The organism is Alkalihalobacillus alcalophilus ATCC 27647 = CGMCC 1.3604, from assembly GCF_000292245.2.
GTDB lineage: Bacteria > Bacillota > Bacilli > Bacillales > Bacillaceae_D > Alkalihalobacillus > Alkalihalobacillus alcalophilus.
The window spans coordinates 1-22,258 of the sequence record NZ_ALPT02000010.1; the positions used below are offsets into that span (position 1 = coordinate 1).

Sequence of the window (22,258 nt, forward strand, 5' to 3'; positions counted from 1 at the left end):
GGGAGCGACCACCCAAGCTCTTCATTTTAGTGAACAGTTTCCTTCAACAGCCTACGAAGAGATGTGTTCAGACTGTCAACGATTGAACCGTTCCTGTAAAGTCAATTTGAGTATGGTATCGCCCTAAAATCAATCTCGATCAACGGTTAAGGGTCAATCATACTCTGCGAAAGTCGAGTTAGTTAGCTATACTCCGCCAGCTCCATACCCTACGCGTTCCGCGGGTGAACCAGGTATTGTGCTGGCTCAGTTTTTGTTATTGAAAAGACAGTTTGAAACCTTTACCGACCATCTTTCTGAGAGAACTAAAGGCCTTTGATCTTCTCCCAAAAGGTGAGGGGAGACTTTTTCAGTGACTTCCAAAAAGATCCGGTCTTTTCAAGTAAATTACTCTTTTTTTTCACATACAAAGAAAGAAACTGTTTAAAAATGACAGAAAAATTCCTGATCAATTTGCATTAGCTATAAAATATCAGTAAAATAAATGGAAAGAAGCTTTAATCAAATGTAAATAACTATTATTGGAAAATACAACCATATATTAACAAAAATAAAAAAAGTGGTTTACTTCATTACTAGAAGTAAACCACCTATTCACCAACCTAAAAAGGTACGAGTATCATTTTTACTCTAAGAAGTCTTTTAATCGTTTGCTACGACTTGGGTGACGCAGCTTCCTTAACGCTTTTGCTTCAATTTGACGAATACGTTCGCGAGTAACACCAAAGACCTTACCTACTTCTTCAAGTGTACGAGTACGACCGTCATCTAAACCGAAACGAAGACGAAGAACATTTTCTTCACGATCAGTTAAAGTATCTAAAACATCTTCAAGTTGCTCTTTTAATAATTCATAGGCAGCAGCATCAGATGGAGCTAATGCATCTTGGTCTTCAATAAAATCACCTAAATGAGAGTCATCTTCTTCGCCAATTGGCGTTTCAAGAGAGACAGGCTCTTGAGCAATTTTTAAAATCTCACGGACCTTCTCAGGTGTCAATTCCATTTCTTCTGCCACTTCTTCAGGTGTTGGTTCACGACCAAAATCTTGAAGTAATTGACGTTGAACACGAATTAACTTATTGATTGTCTCAACCATATGAACAGGAATACGAATCGTACGAGCTTGGTCAGCAATCGCACGAGTAATCGCTTGACGTATCCACCAAGTAGCATACGTACTAAACTTAAATCCTTTATCATAGTCGAACTTTTCAACCGCTTTGATTAAACCCATATTACCTTCTTGAATAAGATCAAGGAATAACATCCCACGACCAACATAACGTTTTGCGATCGAAACAACAAGTCGTAAGTTCGCTTCCGCTAGACGCCTTTTGGCTTCTTCATCACCTTGTTCAATTCGTTTAGCGAGTTCAATTTCTTCATCAGCCGATAAAAGAGGAACACGACCGATTTCTTTTAAATACATACGAACAGGGTCATTGATTTTGATTCCTGGAGGTACACTTAAGTCATTTAAATCAAATTCTTCTTCCTCTTTAGATACTTGCTGAACTGATGGTCCTTCTTCACCTTCATTTATGATTTCAACACCTTGTTCTCCAAGGTATTCAAAAAACTCATCCATCTGATCCGAATCTTGATCAAAGCTAGCTAACTTGTCTGTAATCTCAACATATGTGAGAGTACCTCTTTTTTTACCTAGCTCCACCAATTGTTCTTTCACCTGATCGATCGACAACTCACCTTCCGTTAACGGACGTAGTGGTTTCTCTGCCATTCGATCCCCTCCTTCCATTGTTCAAAACGATACTAATGATTAAGACGACTGTAGTTCTTTTTTCATCTTAATTAATTCCATTTGTAGCTGGGCGAACACGATTGGATCCTGTTCACGTTTTAATTCTAATTGTTTTTTATGAATCTCTACCCATTTTGGATAGTTTTCAATCTGTTTAATATAATCATCAATGACTTGTGGGGAGCAGTCTTCCTCTACGGCTTGCATCGCAATTTCCGATGCTAACCTTTTAACCCCCTCGTCATTAATCCTTTGCACAAAAGAACCTGGGTCTGGTTCATTTCCTTCTCCGTAAAATGCGTACAAGTACGCAGCAATCGCATGGTGTTCATCAACATTAAATTGGCCACCAATTCGCTCTTGAACTTTTTCAGCGATTTCAACATTTCGGATCATATGAGAGAGTAAAAATCGCTCTGCATTATGATAAGCTGGTAATAGCTTCTTTTGTTCGAAACTTTTTTTTCCTTCATTCTTTTTCGGAAACGGGTCTGCTGATTTTTGATACGTTGATTGATTTTTTTTCTCACGATAAATTCGAAATTGCTCTTGTTTTAACGCATCCAATGATAAAGAAAATTCATCTGCTAATTGCCTTACATAATGATCGCGTTCAATTGCACGAGGCAAGGTGGAAACTTCTTTCAAAACGTCTTCAATATACTGAATCCGTTCATTTTCATCATTCAGATTCCGACCTTTTCGTAAAAAACGCATCTTGAATGCCATTACTGTTAAGCTTGCCCCTATTACATCATTTTTAAAGCGCTCAGCTCCAAATTTCTTGATGAAGTCATCGGGGTCTAACCCTTCAGGCATCACGGCTACTTTGACAATACAACCCGCATTTTCCAAGATGGTAGCCGCCCTAAAAGCTGCATCAATTCCGGCTCGGTCTGAGTCATAGCAAATCGTAACCGTTTCTGCGTTTCGCCTTATTCGCCTAGCTTGTTCATCTGTTAAAGCTGTGCCAAGCGTTGCGATGGCATGATGAATCCCTGCTCCCCAAGCAGCGATAACATCGACGGCCCCCTCAAAAAGTAAAGCGGAGTTGGCCTTACGAATTGAACTTCTCGCCAAATGAAAAGCATATAAGGTTTGCCCCTTTTGAAATATCGGGGTCTCTGAACTATTTAAATATTTGGGGTTTTCATCACCTAAACTTCTAGCATTAAACCCAATTGTTTTTCCTTGTGAATTCCAAATCGGAAACATTAATCGATTTCTAAATCGATCATAGTATTCACCATCAGATTCACGCCTACCTAACAAACCAGCTTTGACCATTTGAGTAAGCGTATAGTTTCTCTTTTTAAAGATCGTTACTAATGTATCCCAACGGTCTGGGACAACACCAATTTGAAAGTGTTCAATCTGTTCTTTCGTAAAACCCCTTTTTTTGGCGTACTCTAAACCTATTTTCCCTTCTTCTGTTAAGGTCAAAATATGATGATATAATTTGGCCGCTAATTCATGGCCTTGAATCATTTCATCCTGTGGTTTTGATGTTTGTTCATTAGTGGTCAACACATGTTCTGGCAAATCGATATCTGTACGTTTCGCTAAATGTTGAACTGTTTCAATAAATGTAAAATTTTCATGATTCATCAAAAATGAAAATACATTACCACTAGCTCCACAGCCAAAACAATAGTATAACTGTTTATCAGGTGAGACAGAAAAAGAAGGTGATTTTTCCCCGTGAAACGGGCATAACCCAATATACTGCTTTCCTTGCTTTTTCAATTGAACATAATCACTAATGACTTCTACTATATCTGCTGTCTGTCTGATTTGTTCGACAGTCTCTTCAGGAATTCGACCATTCATAACAGTGATCACCAATTCATTATAATCGTTATTAAGTCTTAATATTTTTCGAGCTTTTTTCTTATATTCCTGCTATTTTTTTATGATTTTTTCAAGGTTTTCTAAGAAAAATTGTCGATCCTTCTTCGTAAAGGCCTTTGGTCCCTTTGTTCTCCCTCCCATTCGTCGTTCTTTTTGCGAGAGAAAACGGAAGTCCAAAAGTTGTTGAATCGTCTCCTCTTTAAAAAGATACCCTTTAGGCGAAAGGACCAACGTCCCTTTGGCTAAAAGTAATGATGCCAATGCATGGTCTTGTGTAACGCAAATATCACCCTTTTTCACTTGATTCATGACATATAAGTCAACTGCTTCTTTATCTGTGTCAACTGTGACCTGTTCCACAAATGCTGGCAATGTTAATTGATGAGCATAGGATGAGACAAATGTAGTTGGCACCTTATACTGAGCAGCTAATAACAAGACTTCTTCCTTTACAGGACAAGAATCAGCATCCACATAAATCGTTCTTTTTTCTTTATCCATAGTAAATAAATTCAACATTCCCTTCCAATATCCTGCTTTTCACGAAAAGAATTTAGTTGATAATTGTCGAAAAAATAGGTCTTGTCAATTGATCAAGAATACGTTCTACCATTTCCTTGGTTACCTTTACTATCATTGCCAAAAACTTAAGAAAAAACCTTGACTTTTTAAATTTATTTGTTCTTCCCAAAAATATTCCTTAGAAATCATATTAAATAACAAGCAACACAATTCTTTATTATACGTAAAAATGGTTCATTTGACCAGTAAAACCTCTTATTCTTTCTTTTACCGATCATCTTTAAGACAAAACCGTCTATTTACCGTCTTTTTTGAAACATATTGTAAATTTGATTAGCTGTCTCTTCTACCGCTTTATTCGAAACATCAATCACCGGACAGCCAATTCGTTCCATAATCTTTTGGGCATAGACCAACTCTTCTTTAATACGATTGATGTTTGCATATGTCGCTTCCGCTTGTAAACCTAATGCTTTGAGGCGTTCAGCTCGTATATCGATTAGTTTCTCAGGGCTAATCGTCAAGCCTATACATTTTTTGGCGGATACTTTAAATAATTCATCTGGTGGTTTAACTTCTGGTACAAGAGGGACATTAGCAACTTTTAAGCGCTTATGAGCCAAATATTGAGATAAAGGGGTTTTAGACGTTCTTGAAACACCTACTAGAACAATATCTGCTCGCACCACTCCCCTAGCATCGCGCCCATCATCATATTTAACCGCAAATTCAATCGCCTCTACTTTTCGAAAATAATCTTCATCAAGACGATAAATGAGACCTGGTTCATATCTCGGTTTTACTTGAACAAGATTTCCAATTTGAGTTAACATCGGACCAATTATATCAACCGTTTCTACCCCAACTTGTTTAGCTTGCTCCATTAAAAATTGCTTCATCTCTGGAACAACCAATGTAAAGGCAATCAAAGCATTGGCATTAGCGGCAAGTCTGACAATCTCTTCGATCGTTTGTTTATCTTCCACATAAGGTACTCTTCTTAACTCTAACCCCGCATCACGAAATTGACTCGCGGCCGCTTTGACGACTAATTCAGCCGTTTCTCCTACTGAATCCGAAACGATATAAACCACTGAGCGCTGCTTCTGAATCTCCTCCAACATCATCACCCTTTATATCATAATTTTTATCGAGACATTTTATTACTTAAGGCAAGCAATGAACAGTAAGAATTCTCCTACTGTTCATCTTTACATTCCCTCATTTAATTAACTCAACTTTCTCAGCGTATGATTGACCCTTAACCGTTGATAGAGATTGACTTTAGGGCGATACAATACTCAAATGGACTTTACATGAACGGTTCAATCGTTGACAGTCTGAACACATCTCTTCGTAGGCTGTTGAAGGAAACTGTTCAGTAAAATGAAGTGAAGAAGAAGGTTCTTCTGCGTTAGAAATAGCAGATTGAGAATGGCGATATCATCAAGCCTCTCCACGACACTTAGCGAACAAAACCATACGGAGACTCCCGCGGGAATAAACCGTGGAGCGAGACCCCGCAAGGCTTGCCGAGGAGGCTCGCAAGGTTCCCGCAGGACGCGGAGTATGGTTTTGGGAGCGACAGCCGGAGGGTCTATAAAATTTTCTTAATGCACAGTTTATCCGTTTGGTGTGATTTGCGTTCTCGCTTTTCAAACGTGTCAAGGGCATTTGTTTAAGAGCTTCCCTATTCGCTCTGCCAACTAGTTGAACGGATTTTCTCGATGCGAAAGTTGAGTAATTAACTAAAAACAATTGCCTGAAAATCAGCAAATGAATAAATGACACTTGCAAAAGCTTTCATTTGGGAAAGACGATTTTGTTTCACCTCTTCATTTTCATCCATAACCATAATATGATCGAAGTATTGATCAATGACTTCTGTTGTTTGAGCTAGAGCATGAAAGGCTGAATCAAAATCTTTTGCTGCTGTTGCTTCGGCGACTTGTTCTTGTACCTTCATATATGTTTGATAAAGGTTTTCTTCCTCTTCTTTTTGGAATAAGCTTGTATTAATTTCCATATCTCCGGTATGCTTTTTCGAGATGTTAGTAACTCGACTGAGTGCTTCCATAACTTGTTTAAATTGAGGTTGTTCAACTTGATGCATCAAAACATTCGCTTTTGCAACCGTCGTCGATACTTCAGTGAAACCATTGGCAATAACTGCATCAATCACATCATATCGAATCGATTTTTCTTGAAGCATATGTTTCACTCTTAAACGAAAGAATGATAATAAATCCGCTTTGATCTCTGCTTTATCTCGTTTTAACAACTGACGCTCTTCGTTAAGACTTAGGCTAATATCAATTAATGTCTCTAATGACAACGATAAATCATTATCTAATAGCATTTGAACAATACCTGTCGCTTGCCGACGTAGAGCATACGGATCTTGTGAACCTGACGGGATAAGCCCAATAGCAAAACAAGTTGTAATCGTATCGATTTTCTCCGCTACACTAACGACCACCCCTACTAGTGACGATGGACTGCTATCACCAGCAAAACGTGGTTTATAGTGTTCGTTAATCGCTTCGGCTACTTCTTTATCTTCACCTGCTAGCTCCGCATACACTTGCCCCATCTTCCCTTGTAATTCCGTAAACTCATAGACCATTTGCGTCACTAAATCAAACTTAGCGATTTCAGCAACCCGGCTCGCTTTTTTCTTTTGTTCTGTACTTAAAGCTAGCTTATCCGAGAGCTCATTTGTTAAATACTGAACTCTTCTCACTTTATCAGCAATCGATCCAAGCTCTTCATGGTAAACGATGTTTTCAAGCTTAACAACTGCATCGTCAATTTTGAGCTTTTGATCCTCTTCATAAAAGAAAGCCGCATCTGATAAACGAGCTCTTAAAACTTTCTCATTACCACGTGCAACATTATTTAAATGTTCCGCGTTCCCATTACGGACAGTAACAAAATAAGGGAGGAGCTCTCCTTCACTGTTTTCAACGGGAAAATAACGTTGATGCTCTCTCATTGAAGTTATGAGCACATCCTTAGGAATTTCTAAAAATTCATCATCAAACTTCCCAAATAAAGCAGTTGGATATTCAACTAGATTATTCACTTCTTCTAATAAATCCTCATCAATCGGAATCAGCCAATCTTGTTCATGACTTAATTCCTGAATTTGTGAAATAATCATTTCCTTTCTTCTTTGTGGTTCAACGACTACATTTTGCTCACTAAGCGTCGTTACATAATTAGCGGGTGCAACTATCGATACTTCCTCTCCTAAAAAACGATGCCCTTTAGAAATAGTCCCTGTTGCGATTCCTTCAATTGAAAATGGAATTACTTTTTCTCCGTACAAAGCGATTAACCATTGAATCGGTCTTGCATAACGAAGCTGATAAGAGTTCCAACGCATATTTTTCGGGAAGTGAAGGGATAAGATAAGTTCTTTTACTGCTTCTAAAAGCTCAACCGTTTCTTTCCCTGCTGTAAAGGTGTTTGCATACACATACTCAACACCTTTTAATTCTTTAAAAAACAAGTCATCAACACTCACACCTTGCCCACGGGCAAATCCTTGTGCTGCTTTTGACCAATTCCCTTCATTATCTAAAGCGATTTTTTTCGCTGGACCTTTTGCTTCCCCTGTAATATCAGGCTGTCTATCAGCAAGACCTGTTACTAAAACTGCCAATCTCCTTGGAGTTGAAAAGGCACAAACAGACTGATACTCAAGCTTTTGTTCGTTTAACCAGCTGCTCATTTTTTGCTCAAGCTGATTCATTGCATCTGTAATAAAACGAGCTGGTAATTCCTCTAATCCAATCTCTAATAAAAAATCATGAGCACTCATTATTCTGCCTCCTCCTTTTTGAGCATAGGGAACCCTAATCTTTCTCTCTCATCATAATAAAGTTTTGCTGCCAAACGGGCTAACTGTCTAACCCTTCCAATATAGCCTGTACGCTCCGTAACAGAGATCGCTCCTCGTGCATCCAGTAAATTAAATGTGTGCGAACATTTCAAAATATAATCATAGGCAGGAAAGACGAGGTTTTCATCTAAAGCTCGTTTCGCTTCTCCTTCGTAAGTGTTAAATAAACCAAACAGCATCTCTGTATCAGAAACTTCGAACGTATATTTAGAATGTTCGTACTCTGGCTGTTTAAAAATATCACCATACGTAAATCCTTCTACCCACTCAAGATCAAAAACATTCTCTTTGTCTTGAATATAAGAAGCTAAGCGCTCTAAACCATAAGTAATTTCTGCTGACACAGGATTCGCTTCAATACCACCTACTTGTTGAAAATACGTAAATTGAGTAATTTCCATCCCGTCTAACCAAACTTCCCAACCAAGTCCAGCACAGCCTAATGTCGGGTTTTCCCAATTGTCTTCAACAAAACGAATATCGTGTTCTAATGGGTTAATCCCTAAAGCCTTTAAACTATCTAAATAAAGTTCTTGAATATTAATTGGTGATGGTTTCATAATCACCTGAAATTGATGATGTTGATATAAACGGTTAGGGTTCTCACCGTACCGACCATCTGCTGGACGTCTTGACGGTTCTACATAAGCGACATTCCACGGTTCTGGACCAATCGTCCGTAGTAAAGTAAATGGGCTCATCGTCCCTGCCCCTTTTTCTGTATCGTACGCTTGCATGATCATACAATTTTGTTTAGACCAAAATTCTTGCAAAGTCAAAATCATCGTTTGCACATTCATTTCTAATTCCTCCATTACTTGATCCATTTTTTGATATAAAATTGAGTTCATTTTGAAAACAGCAAAGACAAAAAAGGAAACTCTCGTCCCTATGCTGTCTTCCAGCATAGGGACGAGAGTTTCCCGCGGTTCCACCCTACTTATTTGTAAGTAATGATTCTTTCCTCACAAATCACTTTTTTCCGTTCTGCTCCAGAGTGCCTTCGTTATAGGTAAATGCCCTAGCTTACACTATCCTAGGTTCGCTTTCATTCAGCTCTATAAGTACTATTCTCCTTCTTTGCAGCCTATCTAGTATTCATATTTTATAAAAAAAAAACTCCTCTGTCAATCCTTAATATTCTATACGGAAAGTTTCATTTTTAAACAACTCATCTCATTTAAGAAAAATAAACGAATATCGGATTAGCCTTACAAATAAAAATGAAATGATGGCAAAGTTACAAAGTGAAAAATCTACTTAAAGCTAGGAGGAGTGAAAAAATGAGTGAACATTTAGAGTGGACCATACATGACCCTTATACGTATCAAAACTTATCTAATCTTGAACAACAAGTCATTGGTGTACAAACGACACAAGGTTCCGTAAGAGGTGTGTTAAAACATGTTTATCCCGATCATATCATCGTTGAGATGGGCGGGACCCCCTTCCATATTCGAACACAGGAAATTGTCTGGTTTTTCCCAGCACGCTCAACCAAAACATAAATCACCTTCATACAAACGTTTCTAATAAGGATGATTTATATGAAAGGTGGGAACAAAATTATGATGAAGCGAATTAATAAACTCGCAATCGCTCTCCCTGTTCCTGAACATGGGGATATAAACGGGGCTTCTATTGTCCAAGAATTATTAGGTGGAGAGTTTGGAGAAATGTCGACCTTGAACAATTATATGTTTCAATCCTTTAATTTTCGAGGCAAAAAAAAATTCAAACCTTTTTATGATCTCATCGCTAGTATTACCGCAGAGGAATTTGGGCACGTCGAACTAGTAGCGAATACAATTAATTTAATGTCCTATGGTAATACACATCCTGGCGCTCCTGATACAGCCCCTTTACAAATTGGCAAAGATAAAAGATATTCTTACCACTTTACAACAACGGCCCAAACCGCTGTTCCTGGTGATAGCATGGGCAACCCTTGGAATGGTAGTTATGTACACGGAAGTGGGGCTTTAGTGGAAGATCTCTTGCACAATTACACACTCGAAATCGGAGCAAGATTACACAAGATGCGTGTTTATGAAATGACGACAAACCCAACAGCAAGAGAATTATGTGGGTATTTATTAGTACGTGGTGGTACTCATATTATCGCTTATGCAAAAGCAATTGAAGTCGCTACAGGAGTGGAGATTGGCAAAATGCTCCCTGTACCAAGACCAGATAATAATGCCTTTGACCATGCAAAAAAATATATCGAACAAGGACTTTCTAATGTTCTATACACTTGGGGAGAAAAAGAATATCGTGACATTAATCAAATTTGGAAAGGACCTAACCCTGAAACAGGCGAACCATTAAGAGTAATCGATGGAACTCCAGAGGGTGCCCCTATTCCAGATTTAGAGGATAAACCAGAAATGTTTGTCCCTGGGATTGATCAAGATGATTATGAAAAGATATTAAAAAGACTAAAAGCTGGCTTGTAGCAATAAAAATAGGTGAGAATTCACGTTATTCTCACCTAAGTGCTTAGGACAACCTTATTTATTTCTCTTTTTCTTTTGTAATATCCAATTGTACATCCATTTTCTCCAATTGCTCTATAAACCGTTTAGACTTTAATGTCAGTCCAACATATTCGTCATAGTACGTCGAAATAATCCGTTTCAGTTCTTTTTTTGTATCGTCTTTTAACGAAATTTTCCCTAATCGGTTTAAATCCATATAAAAGAATAAACGTAGTAACCTTGCCGTTCGCTCACTTATTCGCAGAGCATGATCATCCTTATAAACACATTGTCCGCACAGAAATCCTGCTTCTCGGATCGAAAAAGCAACAGGGATAAACGTTCCTTGACAGCTTGCACAATGATCCAATTGTGGCTTTGCTCCCGCTACTGCTAACATCTTCATTTCATAAATACGTAAAAGGACTTCTGGATCAATACCTTCATCTAAATAATGGAGCATTTGATAAACCAATTCAAATAAATACGGATTGACCTCTTTTTCTTCGGTTAATCGGTCCAACAACTCAACCACATAACTTGCATACGACGCTAAATAAAGATCATTACGGACCTCTTTAAACGAGTCGATGATTTCTCCTTGATTTAACGTTCCTAGACCTTGGTGCTTTTGGATTAAAAAAGTTCCGTATATAAATAGTTGAGATACAGAAGCTAATCGGCTTTTAGGCTTTTTAGCCCCTCTTGCCATTACACCGACTTTCCCTAATTCTCGCGTGTATAAAGTGATTACTTTATTAGTTTCTCCATAATCAGATGAACGAATAATAATTCCTTCTACCTTTTGTAACATCTACTTCACCACTTTTAATAAACATGGTGCACAAACGTGATTAATGATTAGTAGGTGCGTCTAAATCTTCACTTACAACTGCTGTCTCTTGTTCGAATTGTTGATCTGAGTCTCGTTCTAACTCTTTAATTAACAAATACATGTCAACGTTTCCTGTCATTGAAAAGACCTTCCAAGAAAAATCGAGCATCATCAGATTCCACCTTTCTTTGAAGATTACACTTAAACACGTCTTATCACTATCATGACCTTGTTTGCACGAATCATGTTATGGAATAATTACTAATTTATTATCCTTGACAAATCAAAAATTTGTTTTATTATTTTATCTTGTCTTTTGATATTTATGATCATGTATGTTTATTATACGTGGATACAAGATCAAAAAACAATGGCCATTCGCACAGCCACTGCTTTTTTCTTCACTTTAACCTAGCCCATTTTGATCTCAAACATGCCAGATCATGATTAATATTCGTCTTCTCTAAAACCATAATCCCGTAAATGAGTCGATTTATTACGCCAATCTTTTTGAACTTTTACCCATAATTCTAAAAAGACTTTTGAACCTAAAAGGGCTTCAATATCAGCACGTGCTTGTTTTCCAACTTCTCGTAAAACCTTCCCTTGTTTCCCAATGACAATCCCTTTTTGAGAATCACGTTCGACAATAACCGTCGCCCCAACATAGACGGTTTCGCTACCTTCCCTACGCTTAATCTGCTCAATCACAACTGCAATCGAATGAGGTACTTCTTCTCTCGTCATATGTAAGACTTTTTCACGAACTAATTCGGCAATAATAAATCGTTCTGGATGGTCCGTAACTTGGTCACTCGGATAATATTGTGGTCCTTCATCTAAATAACCAACAATTTGTTCGAGTAAGGTCGTCACATTATTTCCTTGTAAAGCCGATATCGGCACAACTTCATCAAAGTCATATTTTGTCCGATATGTTTCAATCACACCTAATAACTTCTCAGGATGAACTTGGTCAATTTTATTAATTACAAGGAATGTTTTCGCTTCGGTTTCTTTTAAACGTTCAATAATAAATTCTTCTCCTGGACCAAAAGATTCCGTTGCATCAACAACATATAAAACAAGGTCTACTTCTCTTAATGTATTTTGGGCGACCTTCATCATAAAGTCCCCTAATTTATGCTTTGGCTTATGAATACCCGGTGTATCAATAAAAACAATTTGAGCTTCATTAGTCGTGTAGACCCCTTGTACTTTGTTACGTGTCGTTTGCGGCTTATCTGACATAATCGCTATTTTTTGACCGATTACTTGATTAATTAATGTAGACTTTCCAACATTAGGGCGGCCAATAATCGAGACAAACCCTGATTTAAAACTTTTTTGTTCGTTATTCATGTAAATCCTCCGATGTAAATGCTCCTGGTAATAACTCAATAACAGTTGTTTCTTGAATCTTACCCGCTAAATTCGATAAATAAACCGGCGTTGTTTGCTCACATAGCTCGACCATGACTTGGCGACAAGCTCCACATGGTGAGCACGGACCTTCTGTATCAGCCACAATGGCGACTGCCTTTACTTTTCTATTCCCGTCTGAATAAGCTTTAAACAAGGCCGTTCTTTCTGCACAATTTGTTAAACCAAAAGAAGCATTTTCGATATTAGCCCCATGATAGATTTGACCATCATCCATTAGCAATGCGGCTCCTACCGGAAATTTAGAATAGGGAACATACGCATTCTCCCTCGCTTTAATGGCTTCTTTTATTAGCTTGTCCTTTTGCATAACATTCTCCTTTAGTCATAAAACCCTAGTTTTTTAGTGTCTCCACTCGTGTAAAGATGAGCGGAGACACATTCATATTTAATATGTTCTTTACAGCAACACCCATAACTCTAACAACGGTGGTAAAAAAAGCATTAAGCCAATAATAGCAGCAAATAGACAGTAAACAAATACGGCCGCCGCTGCAATATCTTTGGCCCGCTTTGCTAATGGATGGTAATCATCAGTAATCATATCAACCGTTCTTTCCACTGCTGTATTCATAATTTCCATTGAAAACATCCCAGCGATCACGAGTAATAATATCATCCATGATGTAAGGGAAAATGAAAGAGTCCAAGCCGCCATAAGCGTCACAGCGGCAACAAAAAGGTGAATTTGCATATTTTGTTCATTCTGTATTACATGTTTTAACCCTTGACAAGCATAACCGAAGGAACGAAGAAATCTCTTAAACCCTCTTTTCTGTCTATCTTGTAAGGCCATATTCATTTAGAATGTTTTCTTGTTTAGCAAACATCTCTTTTTCATCTGCATCAGTCATATGATCAAACCCGAGCAAATGCAAAAAGCCATGGACAACAAGAAAACCTAATTCTCTTTCAAAAGAATGGCCATACTCCTCCGCTTGAGCTCCAATTCGTGGGACGGAAATAATAATATCTCCTAAAACATTTGGAAGTCCTTCTGCGATAATTTCCTGTTCGTTTTCCCCTTGTTCATTCAGAGCAAAAGAAATGACATCAGTCGGTTGATCCTTATCTCGGTACTCTCGATTGATTTCTTGAATTTCTTCGTCGGTTACAAAGGTTAAAGACAGCTCAATCTCACCTACTAGACCTTCTGATTTTGCCGCACTTTCCAAAAGTTGTTCAACTAATTCTTGTTGCTTTTGATTTATAGTATTTGTCTCATCAACGATATCAATCGTCATATTCATGCCTTTTTAGTCTCCTTTTTTCTTCTCATCCTCTGGGTACTCAATTCTTTGATGGAATGTACCTTTGAGTGTCTCACAAATCGAAATCGCCACTTGATCAAGCTCACGTAATGTTAAATCTGATTCATCAAACTGACCATCTTCTAGCTTATCTTTAATAATTTTTCGCACGAGATTTTCAATTTTATCTGGTGTTGGTTTTTGCATGGAACGCACAGCGGCTTCTACACTATCAGCAATTTGGACAATGGCTCCAACCTTTGTTTGTGATTTTGGTCCTGGATAACGAAATTGTGATTCAGGTAATGAAGTCTCACTATCTTGGTTTGCCTTATGATAAAAGAATTTCAAAAGGGTCGTTCCATGATGTTGTTCTGCTATATCTATGATCTCTTTTGGCATCTTATGTTTTCTAAGAAGATCAGCACCATCATAAGGATGAGCCGTTATAATGGTCGTGCTCAGTTGTGGTGATATTTTATCATGTGGATTCTCCATCCTCATTTGATTTTCAATAAAAAAATGAGGCCTTTTTGTTTTCCCTAAATCATGATAATAAGATGCTACACGAGCAAGCAGCCCGTTTTCACCAATTGACTCACTGGCCGATTCTGCTAAGTTTCCAACCACAACACTATGATGATAAGTACCCGGTGCCTCCGTTAATATCTTTCTTAATAATGGATGATTAGGGTTTGATAACTCAATTAATCTTGTTGTTGATAAAATTCCAAATCCAGCTTCAAAAAATGGAAGCAGACCTAATGTTAAAACAGCGGCCACAAAACCTGAAAACCAAACAAAACCAACATGTAGACCAATTTCAACCCAACTGCTAGGAACAACCTTCATAAATAATAGTGAAAGAACGGTTAAAATATTTGCAGCTGAAACATATAAACCAGCTCTTAAAATACGGGATACTCGATTCGATTCTCCTAAAAAGAATGCGGCAGAGATGGAACTAAAAAATAAATAAATTCCATACGTAAAATTAAAAGCACCAGCTGCATCATAGTTAAAGAAAATACTACCAATCACTGCAAAGATAAAGCTCATAAATACAGCGACTCGTTTACTTAAAAGGAGAGTGAGTAACATCGCCCCAACAGATACTGGCACAGCGTACCCTAACCCTGTAATCCCTAAACCTTCTAGTAAGCTAAAAACCTTAATTAAGACGACTGTAAGCACAAAGATAAGAGTAAACATCACAAGGTGACTGTTATTATGACGAAGACTTGTATTAGCCTCATTAATATGATATCCAATGACTGACATAATTAGTATGACGAGAATCGCCAACCCTATATAGGGATAAACATTTAAATCATCATCAAGCAAACCTACTAACCTAAGTTGTTCATAGATCTCATGATTAACAATTTCGCCTTCTTTTACAATTAACTGACCTTCACGAATCATGACAGGCTCAACACTATCTGCCGTAGCTTGACGTAAACGCTCGGTCTCTTGGGCATCATAAATATAATTTGGAATGATAGCAAATGAAGCAATTTCCTGCATCGCGTTCACTAACCGATTACTTAATGTCGGCATTTCAATCGAGTTTTCGACCTCTTCTTTTTTCTCCGTTAAATCTCGGATCGAAATTTGCTCGTTCATAATATCAAAAACAGCATTAGCCGTTGCTTCTTGGGCAATTTGTAATTGAGAGTCCGACGATTCTAATAGTGTAATGATCGTTTCATCAGAAAGTTCATTGCTTGTCCCGATCGCCAATGCCTCATGAATATAAGCTAATTGTTCTTCTCGAATTTCTTCATCTGTGCGTGTTTCAATTTCAACTTCTTCGCCCTCTTCTAATTGTTCTTTCAGGGCTTCTTGTTCCGCTTCATAATCCGCCGCTACTTGCCTTACAAGTTCAAAAATATCCGTCACTTTTCCAACTTGATTTTGGGCATATTCTTGTTTTAAATCATAAACAGGTCCAATCGCTGTAACGGCTTCTTTACGCCGCTCTTCTGTAGCCGTTTTATTTTCTACAGAAATAGGGGACCGAATATCTTGATCAACGGCTTGAGACAATCGAATCTCAATTTTGTCTGGTATTATATTTCCTAGCATTAATATGTAAAGTAAAACACCCATAGCAACAAGAAGAGATATCCTAATATAACGACTATCCCGAAGACGCTTCCACCAATTATATTGATCAATCGTTTTACTTTTCCTCAAGGCATTCTCACCTCTTTTCATATCCAGCTCAACACAGCGTTTCGCTTGCCATTAAGGAGTAAAAATCATGGGCATATAACCCATGACTACTCCTAATAATTCTTTTATAAAAACCACCAAACTTATGTTAAAAGGGGTCTCTCATCATCCTTTTTATCCGTCGATTCATAAGCTTGAATAATTCTTTGTACGAGTGAGTGTCTAACCACATCAACTTGTTGTAAATAAATAAATCCAATCGCTTGAATACCAGCTAACGTCTCTAAAGCGGTCTTTAAACCAGACTTTTTCCCTCTCGGTAAATCAATTTGAGTTAAATCACCATTGATCACCATTTTTGAACCGAAGCCTAACCTTGTAATGAACATTTTAATTTGTTCACTCGTTGTATTCTGGGCTTCATCCAAAATCACAAAAGCATCCTCTAACGTCCGCCCACGCATATAAGCAAGCGGTGCCACTTCAATCGTCCCTCGCTCCATTAACCTTGTTGTATGCTCAACCCCCAATACATCATGAAGGGCATCATAAATCGGTCGTAAATAAGGATCGACTTTCTCTTTTAAATCACCTGGTAAAAATCCTAAACTTTCACCTGCTTCAACAGCTGGTCGGGTTAAAACAATTCGTTTAACATGGCCGTCTTTTAAAGCCGTTACAGCCATAACAACAGCTAAATAGGTTTTTCCTGTTCCAGCTGGACCAATTCCAAAAACCATATCCTTCTGGTTAATCGCCGATACATAATGGCGTTGGCCTAATGTTTTGGCGATAATCGACTTCCCCTTAATATTAGTCGCAATTTTCTCTTCGTATAAATCATGTAATTCCTCTAATTGATTACTTTTCGCTAGTTGAACAGTATAAACGACATCGCGCTCCGATATCGCAACCCCTTTTCGAATTAATTGAATTAAAGCTGTTAAAGTTTTTTCAACCGTTTCAATTGTCGTGTCCTCACCCGTTACAGTCACTTCCTCACCACGAGTAACAATCGACACCTGTAACAGCATTTCAATCTGCTTCAAAAATCGATCATTCGGTCCAAACAAAGCTTGTGTTTCATTCGTATTTTTCACATCTAACTTAAGCACTTTCACATCTGACAATAGCCTCAGTCTCCTTGAATAATCGCTTGTTCTTTCATGATATCTTCAACTACTTTATAATGAATCTTTAGTATAACTTTACCATTCTCAATCGTTTCGTGCAAAACTTTTTCTTCTATAATTTCTGTATCATCAGAGAACTGCTTATTCATTTCATCAGAAGCAAACTGAATCGCTTTTTCAATCGCTTCCTCATCTGTATACGTCCTTTCAAAAGGAGAGGTTTCATAAAGTTTCTGTTTTTTATATGAAACCGGCAATTCCCACTTCAAAAAACGAAAAGGCGTAACATCTTCAAACGTTTCAAAATCAGAAAACTCAGGCTGACCAAATCCCCAGATTGGAATCTCCCAATCAAATAGTTGTAAATAGTGTTTGTCCTTTTGTTCGCCTGTTAATGTTGTAAATAGACTTTCAATTGACTTCTCCACTTCAGCTCTATACCAAACTTCCCCTCGAACGACTCCGACAGCCGGAACTAACTCTTGCTTCCCTTCTTTTCCAATATAACCAGAAATGAGAATATCCCCTTTTTGCACAAAATCATTTGGTTTCACTAACGCTTGGCCATGCTCAACAAAAATATCATGAATGATCGCTTTCTTTTTGGAAACAAGATGCCTCGGATCCAATAGCTCAGCCCGCTCTGGCAAAGTTTGTTCAACAACTTCAAATTGATAGGTCGTCCCTTTTTTCTTCACACCAACCCATGTCGCCCCATCTAATTGTTCGGTTACATAAGTTTGAATGTCTTCCTCACTTGGTAAATGGAACTGGAACTTTCCTCTTTTTATACCAATGTCATTCACTAACTTCACGAGCTGTGTTTCTACTTGAGGAGAAGCTCCTTTTATCTCAATACCCCAAACCATATTTGAACCGGTAAACAGCATAATCAAACATAAAAAAATCCCGAGTACAAACCCACTCCGTTTGAGCATTTTTTTATAGAAAAAAGGGAATCCATACCTAGTGGAAAAGTGGACTTTCGCTTCCGTTTTTTTGATAAGCGGTCTAATCCGATGCACGTCTTCTAAATCCATAAAAAAAGATAATCGTTCATCCCCAACTTTTTTAATCTTCCAAACATCGATCCCTTCTTCCAAACATCGATTTAAAAAATGTTCAGGAAACGGGGCATCAATATAAACGCGGACATAACCTTGAATTCGTTTCAAAAAGAAATTTTTCACTAGTGCACCTCCTTCTTGCCATGCTTTTATTCATTAATATAAGTGACTTGGTCAATCCGTCCTTCTAATAAAAGCTCTTCAGGCAGTATCGTCTTTATCACAAATGCATCCCCTTTGATTAATAGTTGTCCTTGCTTTAACCTCAAGCGTAATTCTTGATTCGAAAAACGAAGGACACCTCTATGGTTCTCTATATAAATATGAAGTTGACCTACCATCGTAATCCTCGGTAAATCCATTAATATATCTGGAGGCAGCTGCCACTTATTTGTGACCCATGTTCTCATTTTATTTTTAAATTTCTTCATACTCCCCCTCCTTCTTTTCATTTTTATGTACGTAAGGAGTCGGTTATCACTCTTATTCAACGGAAATTAAGGAAAGTTCGTTTTTAAAGGTGAATGAGAAAACGAATTATAATTATTTGTTGTTTACTATACGTAAACTTTCAGAACAAAAAAAAGCCAACAAGAAGCTTTTACACTTCTCATTGACTGTTTTTGACATACTATTTCTTTTGCTAGTTGAATTCCATTCAATTCATCGAACAATAAACTATCTTCTTGCACGTGGATACGCACCTCTTGAGTTGCGGCCACGTGGAGGTCCGATCACTTCTGCCATCACGACAGCTCTCATCGCCTCTTTGCCTGAAAGATTATCGAAGTTTAAGTTTAAACTCTCAGAAGATTTATTATTCCTCTTCTTTTGTTGAGTTTGATGTTCAAATTTTCTCGCAGCCTCTTCTTGAGCTCTACTTAATTGATCGTAGGTTTCTTCTAGTCTTTCTCTTGCATTTGAGCGGGTATTAATTTCTGTTTCAGCAACATTTGGGTTTTGTTCATTCCCATCAAGCGTTGGATAACGTTCAATTTTGGTCGGTGTTCTTGGTTCTTGCCTTTGCTCTTCTACCGGTTCTGGTTCAAAGAAAAGATCACGCCAATCCTTAATTTCACGTTGCTCCGCTCTTTGGGTCTGCTCGGTTCCAGCCGTTTGACTTTGTTGTCTGCCCGCTTGTCTTTGCGGAGCTCTTTGCTGTCCTGCTGGCCGTTGTTGCCTTTGCCCCTGCCCTTGTTGCTCTTCATTTGGTGGATTCTGACGCTTAAAGAAGCTAAAAAGAATCCCCATAATAATAATTAACAAAAATGGATTTGCTAATAAAAATTCAAAAATGGACAAGCACTTTTCCTCCCTTCAAGAGAGATCAGCTATTGTTTCTATTCTTTACTTTTGACTTTTATAATCGTCTGAATCATCATCAGTTGCTTTACTGATTGAATCTCTCATATCTGTGTCAGCCATTACATTTTGATAATTCATGTAATCCATTACACCCATATGACCTTTACGTAACGCTTCAGAAAGAGCCATTGGAACTTCTGCTTCAGCTTCGACAACCTTCGCACGCATTTCCTCAACTCTTGCTTTCATCTCTTGCTCTTGAGCTACGGCCATTGCACGACGCTCTTCCGCTTTCGCTTGAGCAATTTTCTTATCTGCTTCCGCTTGGTCTGTTTGTAATTCAGCACCGATGTTTTTACCGATATCAATGTCAGCAATATCAATGGAGAGAATTTCAAAAGCCGTACCAGAATCTAACCCTTTTGATAAAACGGTTTGAGAAATCATATCTGGATTTTCAAGAACTTTTTTGTGGTCATGCTGAGAACCGATTGTCGAGACAATCCCTTCACCAACACGAGCAATAATTGTTTCTTCACCAGCACCCCCGACTAAACGGTCGATGTTAGCACGTACAGTAATTCTTGCTTTTGCTTTCACTTCAATCCCGTCCATTGCCACACCGGCAATAAATGGTGTTTCAATGACTTTAGGGTTAACACTCATTTGAACCGCTTCTAATACGTCACGACCAGCTAAATCAATTGCAGCCGCACGTTCGAATGAAAGTTCAATGTTGGCACGTTGAGCCGCAATTAACGCATTAACAACACGGTCAACATTACCACCTGCTAAGTAATGTCCCTCTAATTTTGACGAGCTTAAATCTAGCCCTGCTTTAACTGCTTTAATTAATGGATTTACAACTCGTGCTGGAATAACTCGACGTAACCTCATCCCAACTAGTTCAAAAATTCCAATTTTCACTCCAGCCGCTAATGCTGAAATCCATAGCATTACTGGAACAAACGTAAATAATACTGACAATAGTACGATAATAATTGCAAGTGTAATTAATAAAGTAATTGTCGCTGGTTCAAAAACCATGTAAATTCCTCCCTTTAATTATCTTCTTTTTGCTCGCGTACGACAATACGTGAGCCAGCAGTCTTCACAACTATAACATTGCTACCCTGTCCAATATATCTTCCTTCGGTAACAACGTCAAGGTATTCATTTCCGATCACAGCCGTTCCAGACGGACGAAGTGGTGTAATCGCTTCACCTTTTTCTCCAATTAAATCATTCCTAGTTTCGTTTGTAATATAGCCTGCCTCTGATGTTGTCGCTGCATTGAGCACAATTTTTTTCCATGGTCCTTTATCACCAAAATAACGGAATAAAATAACCGATGCAACACCTGTTACAATAATGGCTATCACAATAGAAATGAGCATCCAAGCAGTTGAATAAGAACCTAATAGCATCCCAGCTAAAATCGCAATGATTCCTAGGATTCCAAAAAGGCCAAAACCAACGAGGAAGATTTCTATTAATATGAGAATGACTCCGACAATAAATAAAAGCATGGATTCCATTCCTGCAAAGCCTGCAATCATATGACCAAAGAAAAATAATAATAATGCTGAAATACCCATAATTCCTGGAATTCCAAACCCAGGTGAATAAAGCTCTAAAACAAGTCCTAAACTACCGATAGACAGTAAAATCGGAATCACAACTGGATGAGTAACGATTCGGGCAATTTGTTCAGCTACAGTTACTTCCATCTGAATTTCATGAGCCCCTTCTAACCCTAAGAACTCAAGAATTTCGCTGCGATCATTAACAATCGCTTCTGCATAACGTACATCCATTGCCTCCTGAGCGTTTAAAGTTAAGAACTCGCCCGGACCCGAGCCTAATTCAGGCAAATCATATCGGTTATCAGCCATCGCGAGTGCATATAATGGGTCACGGTCATTTAATTCCGCTGCCGCCTGCATTCGGCTTAACCAATAGGATTGCGTTTTCTCTTCTGCCGCGTTCCCAGCCCCATCAATGACACCTGCCGAACCCATACTTCCCGTTGGTGCCATCACAATGTTATCCGCATTTAAAGCGATATAAGCCCCAGCTGAAATCGCATCTGTATTTACATAAGCCGTAATTGGGATGTCTGTATTACCCATTAACTTCGCGATGTCGTTAGCTGCATCCACCGCACCACCTGGTGTATGAATATCGAGAATAATATGGTCTGCCCCTTCTTCAATTGCCTCACTAAAACCTCGCTCTAAAAAAGCAAGTAATCCTCGCTCTACCGTTTGTTCCACAGGTATATAATAAACAACTGGGTCATTTGGAGAACGGGTTTCTCCACTAGATGTGAGTGGGAGGAGAACAAAGGCAAATAGGATACAAAGCAGCGAGCCTGTCATCCTAACATACCGCACATACATTTCCTCCTTTCTATGTAGTCTTACTTTTTATACGATTGAAGAATAAAAAGGTTTCATTTCTATTAAATTTTATCATAAAAAGAGAGCAAAACCTAGAAAACGCTCTGCTTCTAACAAAAT

Annotated in this window: 21 protein-coding genes; 2 read left to right on the forward strand and 19 right to left on the reverse strand. The window is 38.2% G+C overall.

Going from position 1 to position 22,258, the window contains the following annotated elements:
- Nucleotides 1-625 precede the first annotated feature (625 nt).
- From rpoD to glyQ, 6 genes are all read right to left on the reverse strand, one after another.
- Nucleotides 626-1,744, reverse strand: coding sequence for an RNA polymerase sigma factor RpoD (rpoD, locus tag BALCAV_RS03875; RefSeq protein WP_003323531.1), 1,119 nt, complete (start codon nt 1,742-1,744; stop codon nt 626-628).
- 39 nt (nt 1,745-1,783) lie between these two features.
- The gene (gene dnaG / locus BALCAV_RS03880) at nt 1,784-3,595 is read right to left on the reverse strand and encodes a DNA primase (protein ID WP_003323532.1); all 1,812 of its coding nucleotides are present in this window, start codon (nt 3,593-3,595) and stop codon (nt 1,784-1,786) included.
- Between the two features lie 72 nt (nt 3,596-3,667).
- Nucleotides 3,668-4,135 (reverse strand): YaiI/YqxD family protein, encoded by a 468-nt coding sequence (locus tag BALCAV_RS03885; protein WP_003323533.1) that lies wholly within the window; start codon nt 4,133-4,135, stop codon nt 3,668-3,670.
- 302 nt (nt 4,136-4,437) lie between these two features.
- Nucleotides 4,438-5,262: a pyruvate, water dikinase regulatory protein gene (locus BALCAV_RS03890; protein WP_040323546.1), complete on the reverse strand. Its 825-nt coding sequence runs from the start codon at nt 5,260-5,262 to the stop codon at nt 4,438-4,440.
- A gap of 620 nt (nt 5,263-5,882) precedes the next feature.
- On the reverse strand, nt 5,883-7,964 hold the full coding sequence (gene glyS / locus BALCAV_RS03895) for a glycine--tRNA ligase subunit beta (RefSeq protein ID WP_003323330.1): 2,082 nt from the start codon (nt 7,962-7,964) through the stop codon (nt 5,883-5,885).
- On the reverse strand, nt 7,964-8,845 hold the full coding sequence (gene glyQ / locus BALCAV_RS03900) for a glycine--tRNA ligase subunit alpha (protein WP_003323329.1): 882 nt from the start codon (nt 8,843-8,845) through the stop codon (nt 7,964-7,966). Before glyQ ends, glyS begins: the two co-directional genes overlap by 1 nt.
- Nucleotides 8,846-9,328: 483 nt before the next feature.
- On the opposite strand from glyQ, the gene BALCAV_RS03905 reads away from it, so the two are divergent.
- Both BALCAV_RS03905 and BALCAV_RS03910 read left to right on the forward strand, forming a co-directional pair.
- Nucleotides 9,329-9,553, forward strand: a complete 225-nt coding sequence (locus tag BALCAV_RS03905) for a YuzF family protein (protein ID WP_003323328.1) — start codon at nt 9,329-9,331, stop codon at nt 9,551-9,553.
- 60 nt (nt 9,554-9,613) lie between these two features.
- Nucleotides 9,614-10,504: a manganese catalase family protein gene (locus tag BALCAV_RS03910; protein ID WP_003323327.1), complete on the forward strand. Its 891-nt coding sequence runs from the start codon at nt 9,614-9,616 to the stop codon at nt 10,502-10,504.
- A gap of 58 nt (nt 10,505-10,562) precedes the next feature.
- Here BALCAV_RS03910 and recO read toward each other — a convergent pair whose 3' ends face one another.
- The 13 genes from recO to BALCAV_RS03970 all read right to left on the reverse strand — a co-directional run bounded on the left by recO (nt 10,563) and on the right by BALCAV_RS03970 (nt 22,138).
- Nucleotides 10,563-11,339: a DNA repair protein RecO gene (gene recO / locus BALCAV_RS03915; protein ID WP_003323326.1), complete on the reverse strand. Its 777-nt coding sequence runs from the start codon at nt 11,337-11,339 to the stop codon at nt 10,563-10,565.
- A 40-nt stretch (nt 11,340-11,379) separates the two neighbouring features.
- Nucleotides 11,380-11,529: a YqzL family protein gene (locus BALCAV_RS21495; protein ID WP_003323325.1), complete on the reverse strand. Its 150-nt coding sequence runs from the start codon at nt 11,527-11,529 to the stop codon at nt 11,380-11,382.
- Nucleotides 11,530-11,807: 278 nt separating this feature from the next.
- Nucleotides 11,808-12,722 (reverse strand): GTPase Era, encoded by a 915-nt coding sequence (era, locus tag BALCAV_RS03920; RefSeq protein WP_003323324.1) that lies wholly within the window; start codon nt 12,720-12,722, stop codon nt 11,808-11,810.
- Nucleotides 12,715-13,113 (reverse strand): cytidine deaminase, encoded by a 399-nt coding sequence (locus BALCAV_RS03925; protein WP_003323323.1) that lies wholly within the window; start codon nt 13,111-13,113, stop codon nt 12,715-12,717. Before BALCAV_RS03925 ends, era begins: the two co-directional genes overlap by 8 nt.
- 90 nt (nt 13,114-13,203) lie before the next feature.
- A complete protein-coding gene (locus tag BALCAV_RS03930; RefSeq protein ID WP_003323322.1) occupies nt 13,204-13,605 on the reverse strand; it encodes a diacylglycerol kinase family protein in 402 nt (133 codons plus the stop codon).
- Nucleotides 13,583-14,053: an rRNA maturation RNase YbeY gene (gene ybeY, locus BALCAV_RS03935; RefSeq protein WP_003323321.1), complete on the reverse strand. Its 471-nt coding sequence runs from the start codon at nt 14,051-14,053 to the stop codon at nt 13,583-13,585. The genes BALCAV_RS03930 and ybeY overlap by 23 nt, the downstream gene beginning before the upstream one ends.
- A gap of 6 nt (nt 14,054-14,059) precedes the next feature.
- Nucleotides 14,060-16,252, reverse strand: coding sequence for an HD family phosphohydrolase (locus tag BALCAV_RS03940; protein WP_003323320.1), 2,193 nt, complete (start codon nt 16,250-16,252; stop codon nt 14,060-14,062).
- Between the two features lie 122 nt (nt 16,253-16,374).
- Nucleotides 16,375-17,361, reverse strand: coding sequence for a PhoH family protein (locus BALCAV_RS03945; RefSeq protein WP_003323319.1), 987 nt, complete (start codon nt 17,359-17,361; stop codon nt 16,375-16,377).
- A 5-nt stretch (nt 17,362-17,366) separates the two neighbouring features.
- Complete coding sequence (gene yqfD, locus BALCAV_RS03950; protein WP_003323317.1) at nt 17,367-18,554, reverse strand: sporulation protein YqfD; 1,188 nt, start codon at nt 18,552-18,554, stop codon at nt 17,367-17,369.
- Between the two features lie 26 nt (nt 18,555-18,580).
- On the reverse strand, nt 18,581-18,862 hold the full coding sequence (yqfC, locus tag BALCAV_RS03955) for a sporulation protein YqfC (RefSeq protein WP_003323316.1): 282 nt from the start codon (nt 18,860-18,862) through the stop codon (nt 18,581-18,583).
- 247 nt (nt 18,863-19,109) lie between these two features.
- Nucleotides 19,110-19,733, reverse strand: coding sequence for a hypothetical protein (locus tag BALCAV_RS03960; protein WP_003323315.1), 624 nt, complete (start codon nt 19,731-19,733; stop codon nt 19,110-19,112).
- A 45-nt stretch (nt 19,734-19,778) separates the two neighbouring features.
- Nucleotides 19,779-20,783 carry a flotillin-like protein FloA gene (gene floA / locus BALCAV_RS03965; RefSeq protein ID WP_003323314.1) on the reverse strand — a complete coding sequence of 335 codons (1,005 nt, stop codon included), beginning with the start codon at nt 20,781-20,783 and terminating at the stop codon, nt 19,779-19,781.
- Between the two features lie 14 nt (nt 20,784-20,797).
- Nucleotides 20,798-22,138 carry an NfeD family protein gene (locus BALCAV_RS03970; RefSeq protein WP_081939209.1) on the reverse strand — a complete coding sequence of 447 codons (1,341 nt, stop codon included), beginning with the start codon at nt 22,136-22,138 and terminating at the stop codon, nt 20,798-20,800.
- Nucleotides 22,139-22,258 lie beyond the last annotated feature (120 nt).

Coding starts and splice junctions, on each gene's coding strand:
- BALCAV_RS03885 (WP_003323533.1), bottom strand. CDS start 4,135: ATGTTGAATTTATTTACTATGGATAAAGAAAAAAGAACGATTTATGTG.
- BALCAV_RS03890 (WP_040323546.1), bottom strand. CDS start 5,262: ATGTTGGAGGAGATTCAGAAGCAGCGCTCAGTGGTTTATATCGTTTCG.
- dnaG (WP_003323532.1), bottom strand. CDS start 3,595: ATGAATGGTCGAATTCCTGAAGAGACTGTCGAACAAATCAGACAGACA.
- floA (WP_003323314.1), bottom strand. CDS start 20,783: ATGGTTTTTGAACCAGCGACAATTACTTTATTAATTACACTTGCAATT.
- rpoD (WP_003323531.1), bottom strand. CDS start 1,744: ATGGCAGAGAAACCACTACGTCCGTTAACGGAAGGTGAGTTGTCGATC.
- era (WP_003323324.1), bottom strand. CDS start 12,722: ATGAATAACGAACAAAAAAGTTTTAAATCAGGGTTTGTCTCGATTATT.
- yqfC (WP_003323316.1), bottom strand. CDS start 18,862: ATGAAGAAATTTAAAAATAAAATGAGAACATGGGTCACAAATAAGTGG.
- recO (WP_003323326.1), bottom strand. CDS start 11,339: ATGTTACAAAAGGTAGAAGGAATTATTATTCGTTCATCTGATTATGGA.
- BALCAV_RS03905 (WP_003323328.1), top strand. CDS start 9,329: ATGAGTGAACATTTAGAGTGGACCATACATGACCCTTATACGTATCAA.
- glyQ (WP_003323329.1), bottom strand. CDS start 8,845: ATGAATGTGCAAACGATGATTTTGACTTTGCAAGAATTTTGGTCTAAA.
- ybeY (WP_003323321.1), bottom strand. CDS start 14,053: ATGAATATGACGATTGATATCGTTGATGAGACAAATACTATAAATCAA.
- BALCAV_RS03925 (WP_003323323.1), bottom strand. CDS start 13,113: ATGCAAAAGGACAAGCTAATAAAAGAAGCCATTAAAGCGAGGGAGAAT.
- BALCAV_RS03970 (WP_081939209.1), bottom strand. CDS start 22,138: ATGTATGTGCGGTATGTTAGGATGACAGGCTCGCTGCTTTGTATCCTA.
- glyS (WP_003323330.1), bottom strand. CDS start 7,964: ATGAGTGCTCATGATTTTTTATTAGAGATTGGATTAGAGGAATTACCA.
- BALCAV_RS03910 (WP_003323327.1), top strand. CDS start 9,614: ATGATGAAGCGAATTAATAAACTCGCAATCGCTCTCCCTGTTCCTGAA.
- BALCAV_RS21495 (WP_003323325.1), bottom strand. CDS start 11,529: ATGCTCGATTTTTCTTGGAAGGTCTTTTCAATGACAGGAAACGTTGAC.
- BALCAV_RS03930 (WP_003323322.1), bottom strand. CDS start 13,605: ATGAATATGGCCTTACAAGATAGACAGAAAAGAGGGTTTAAGAGATTT.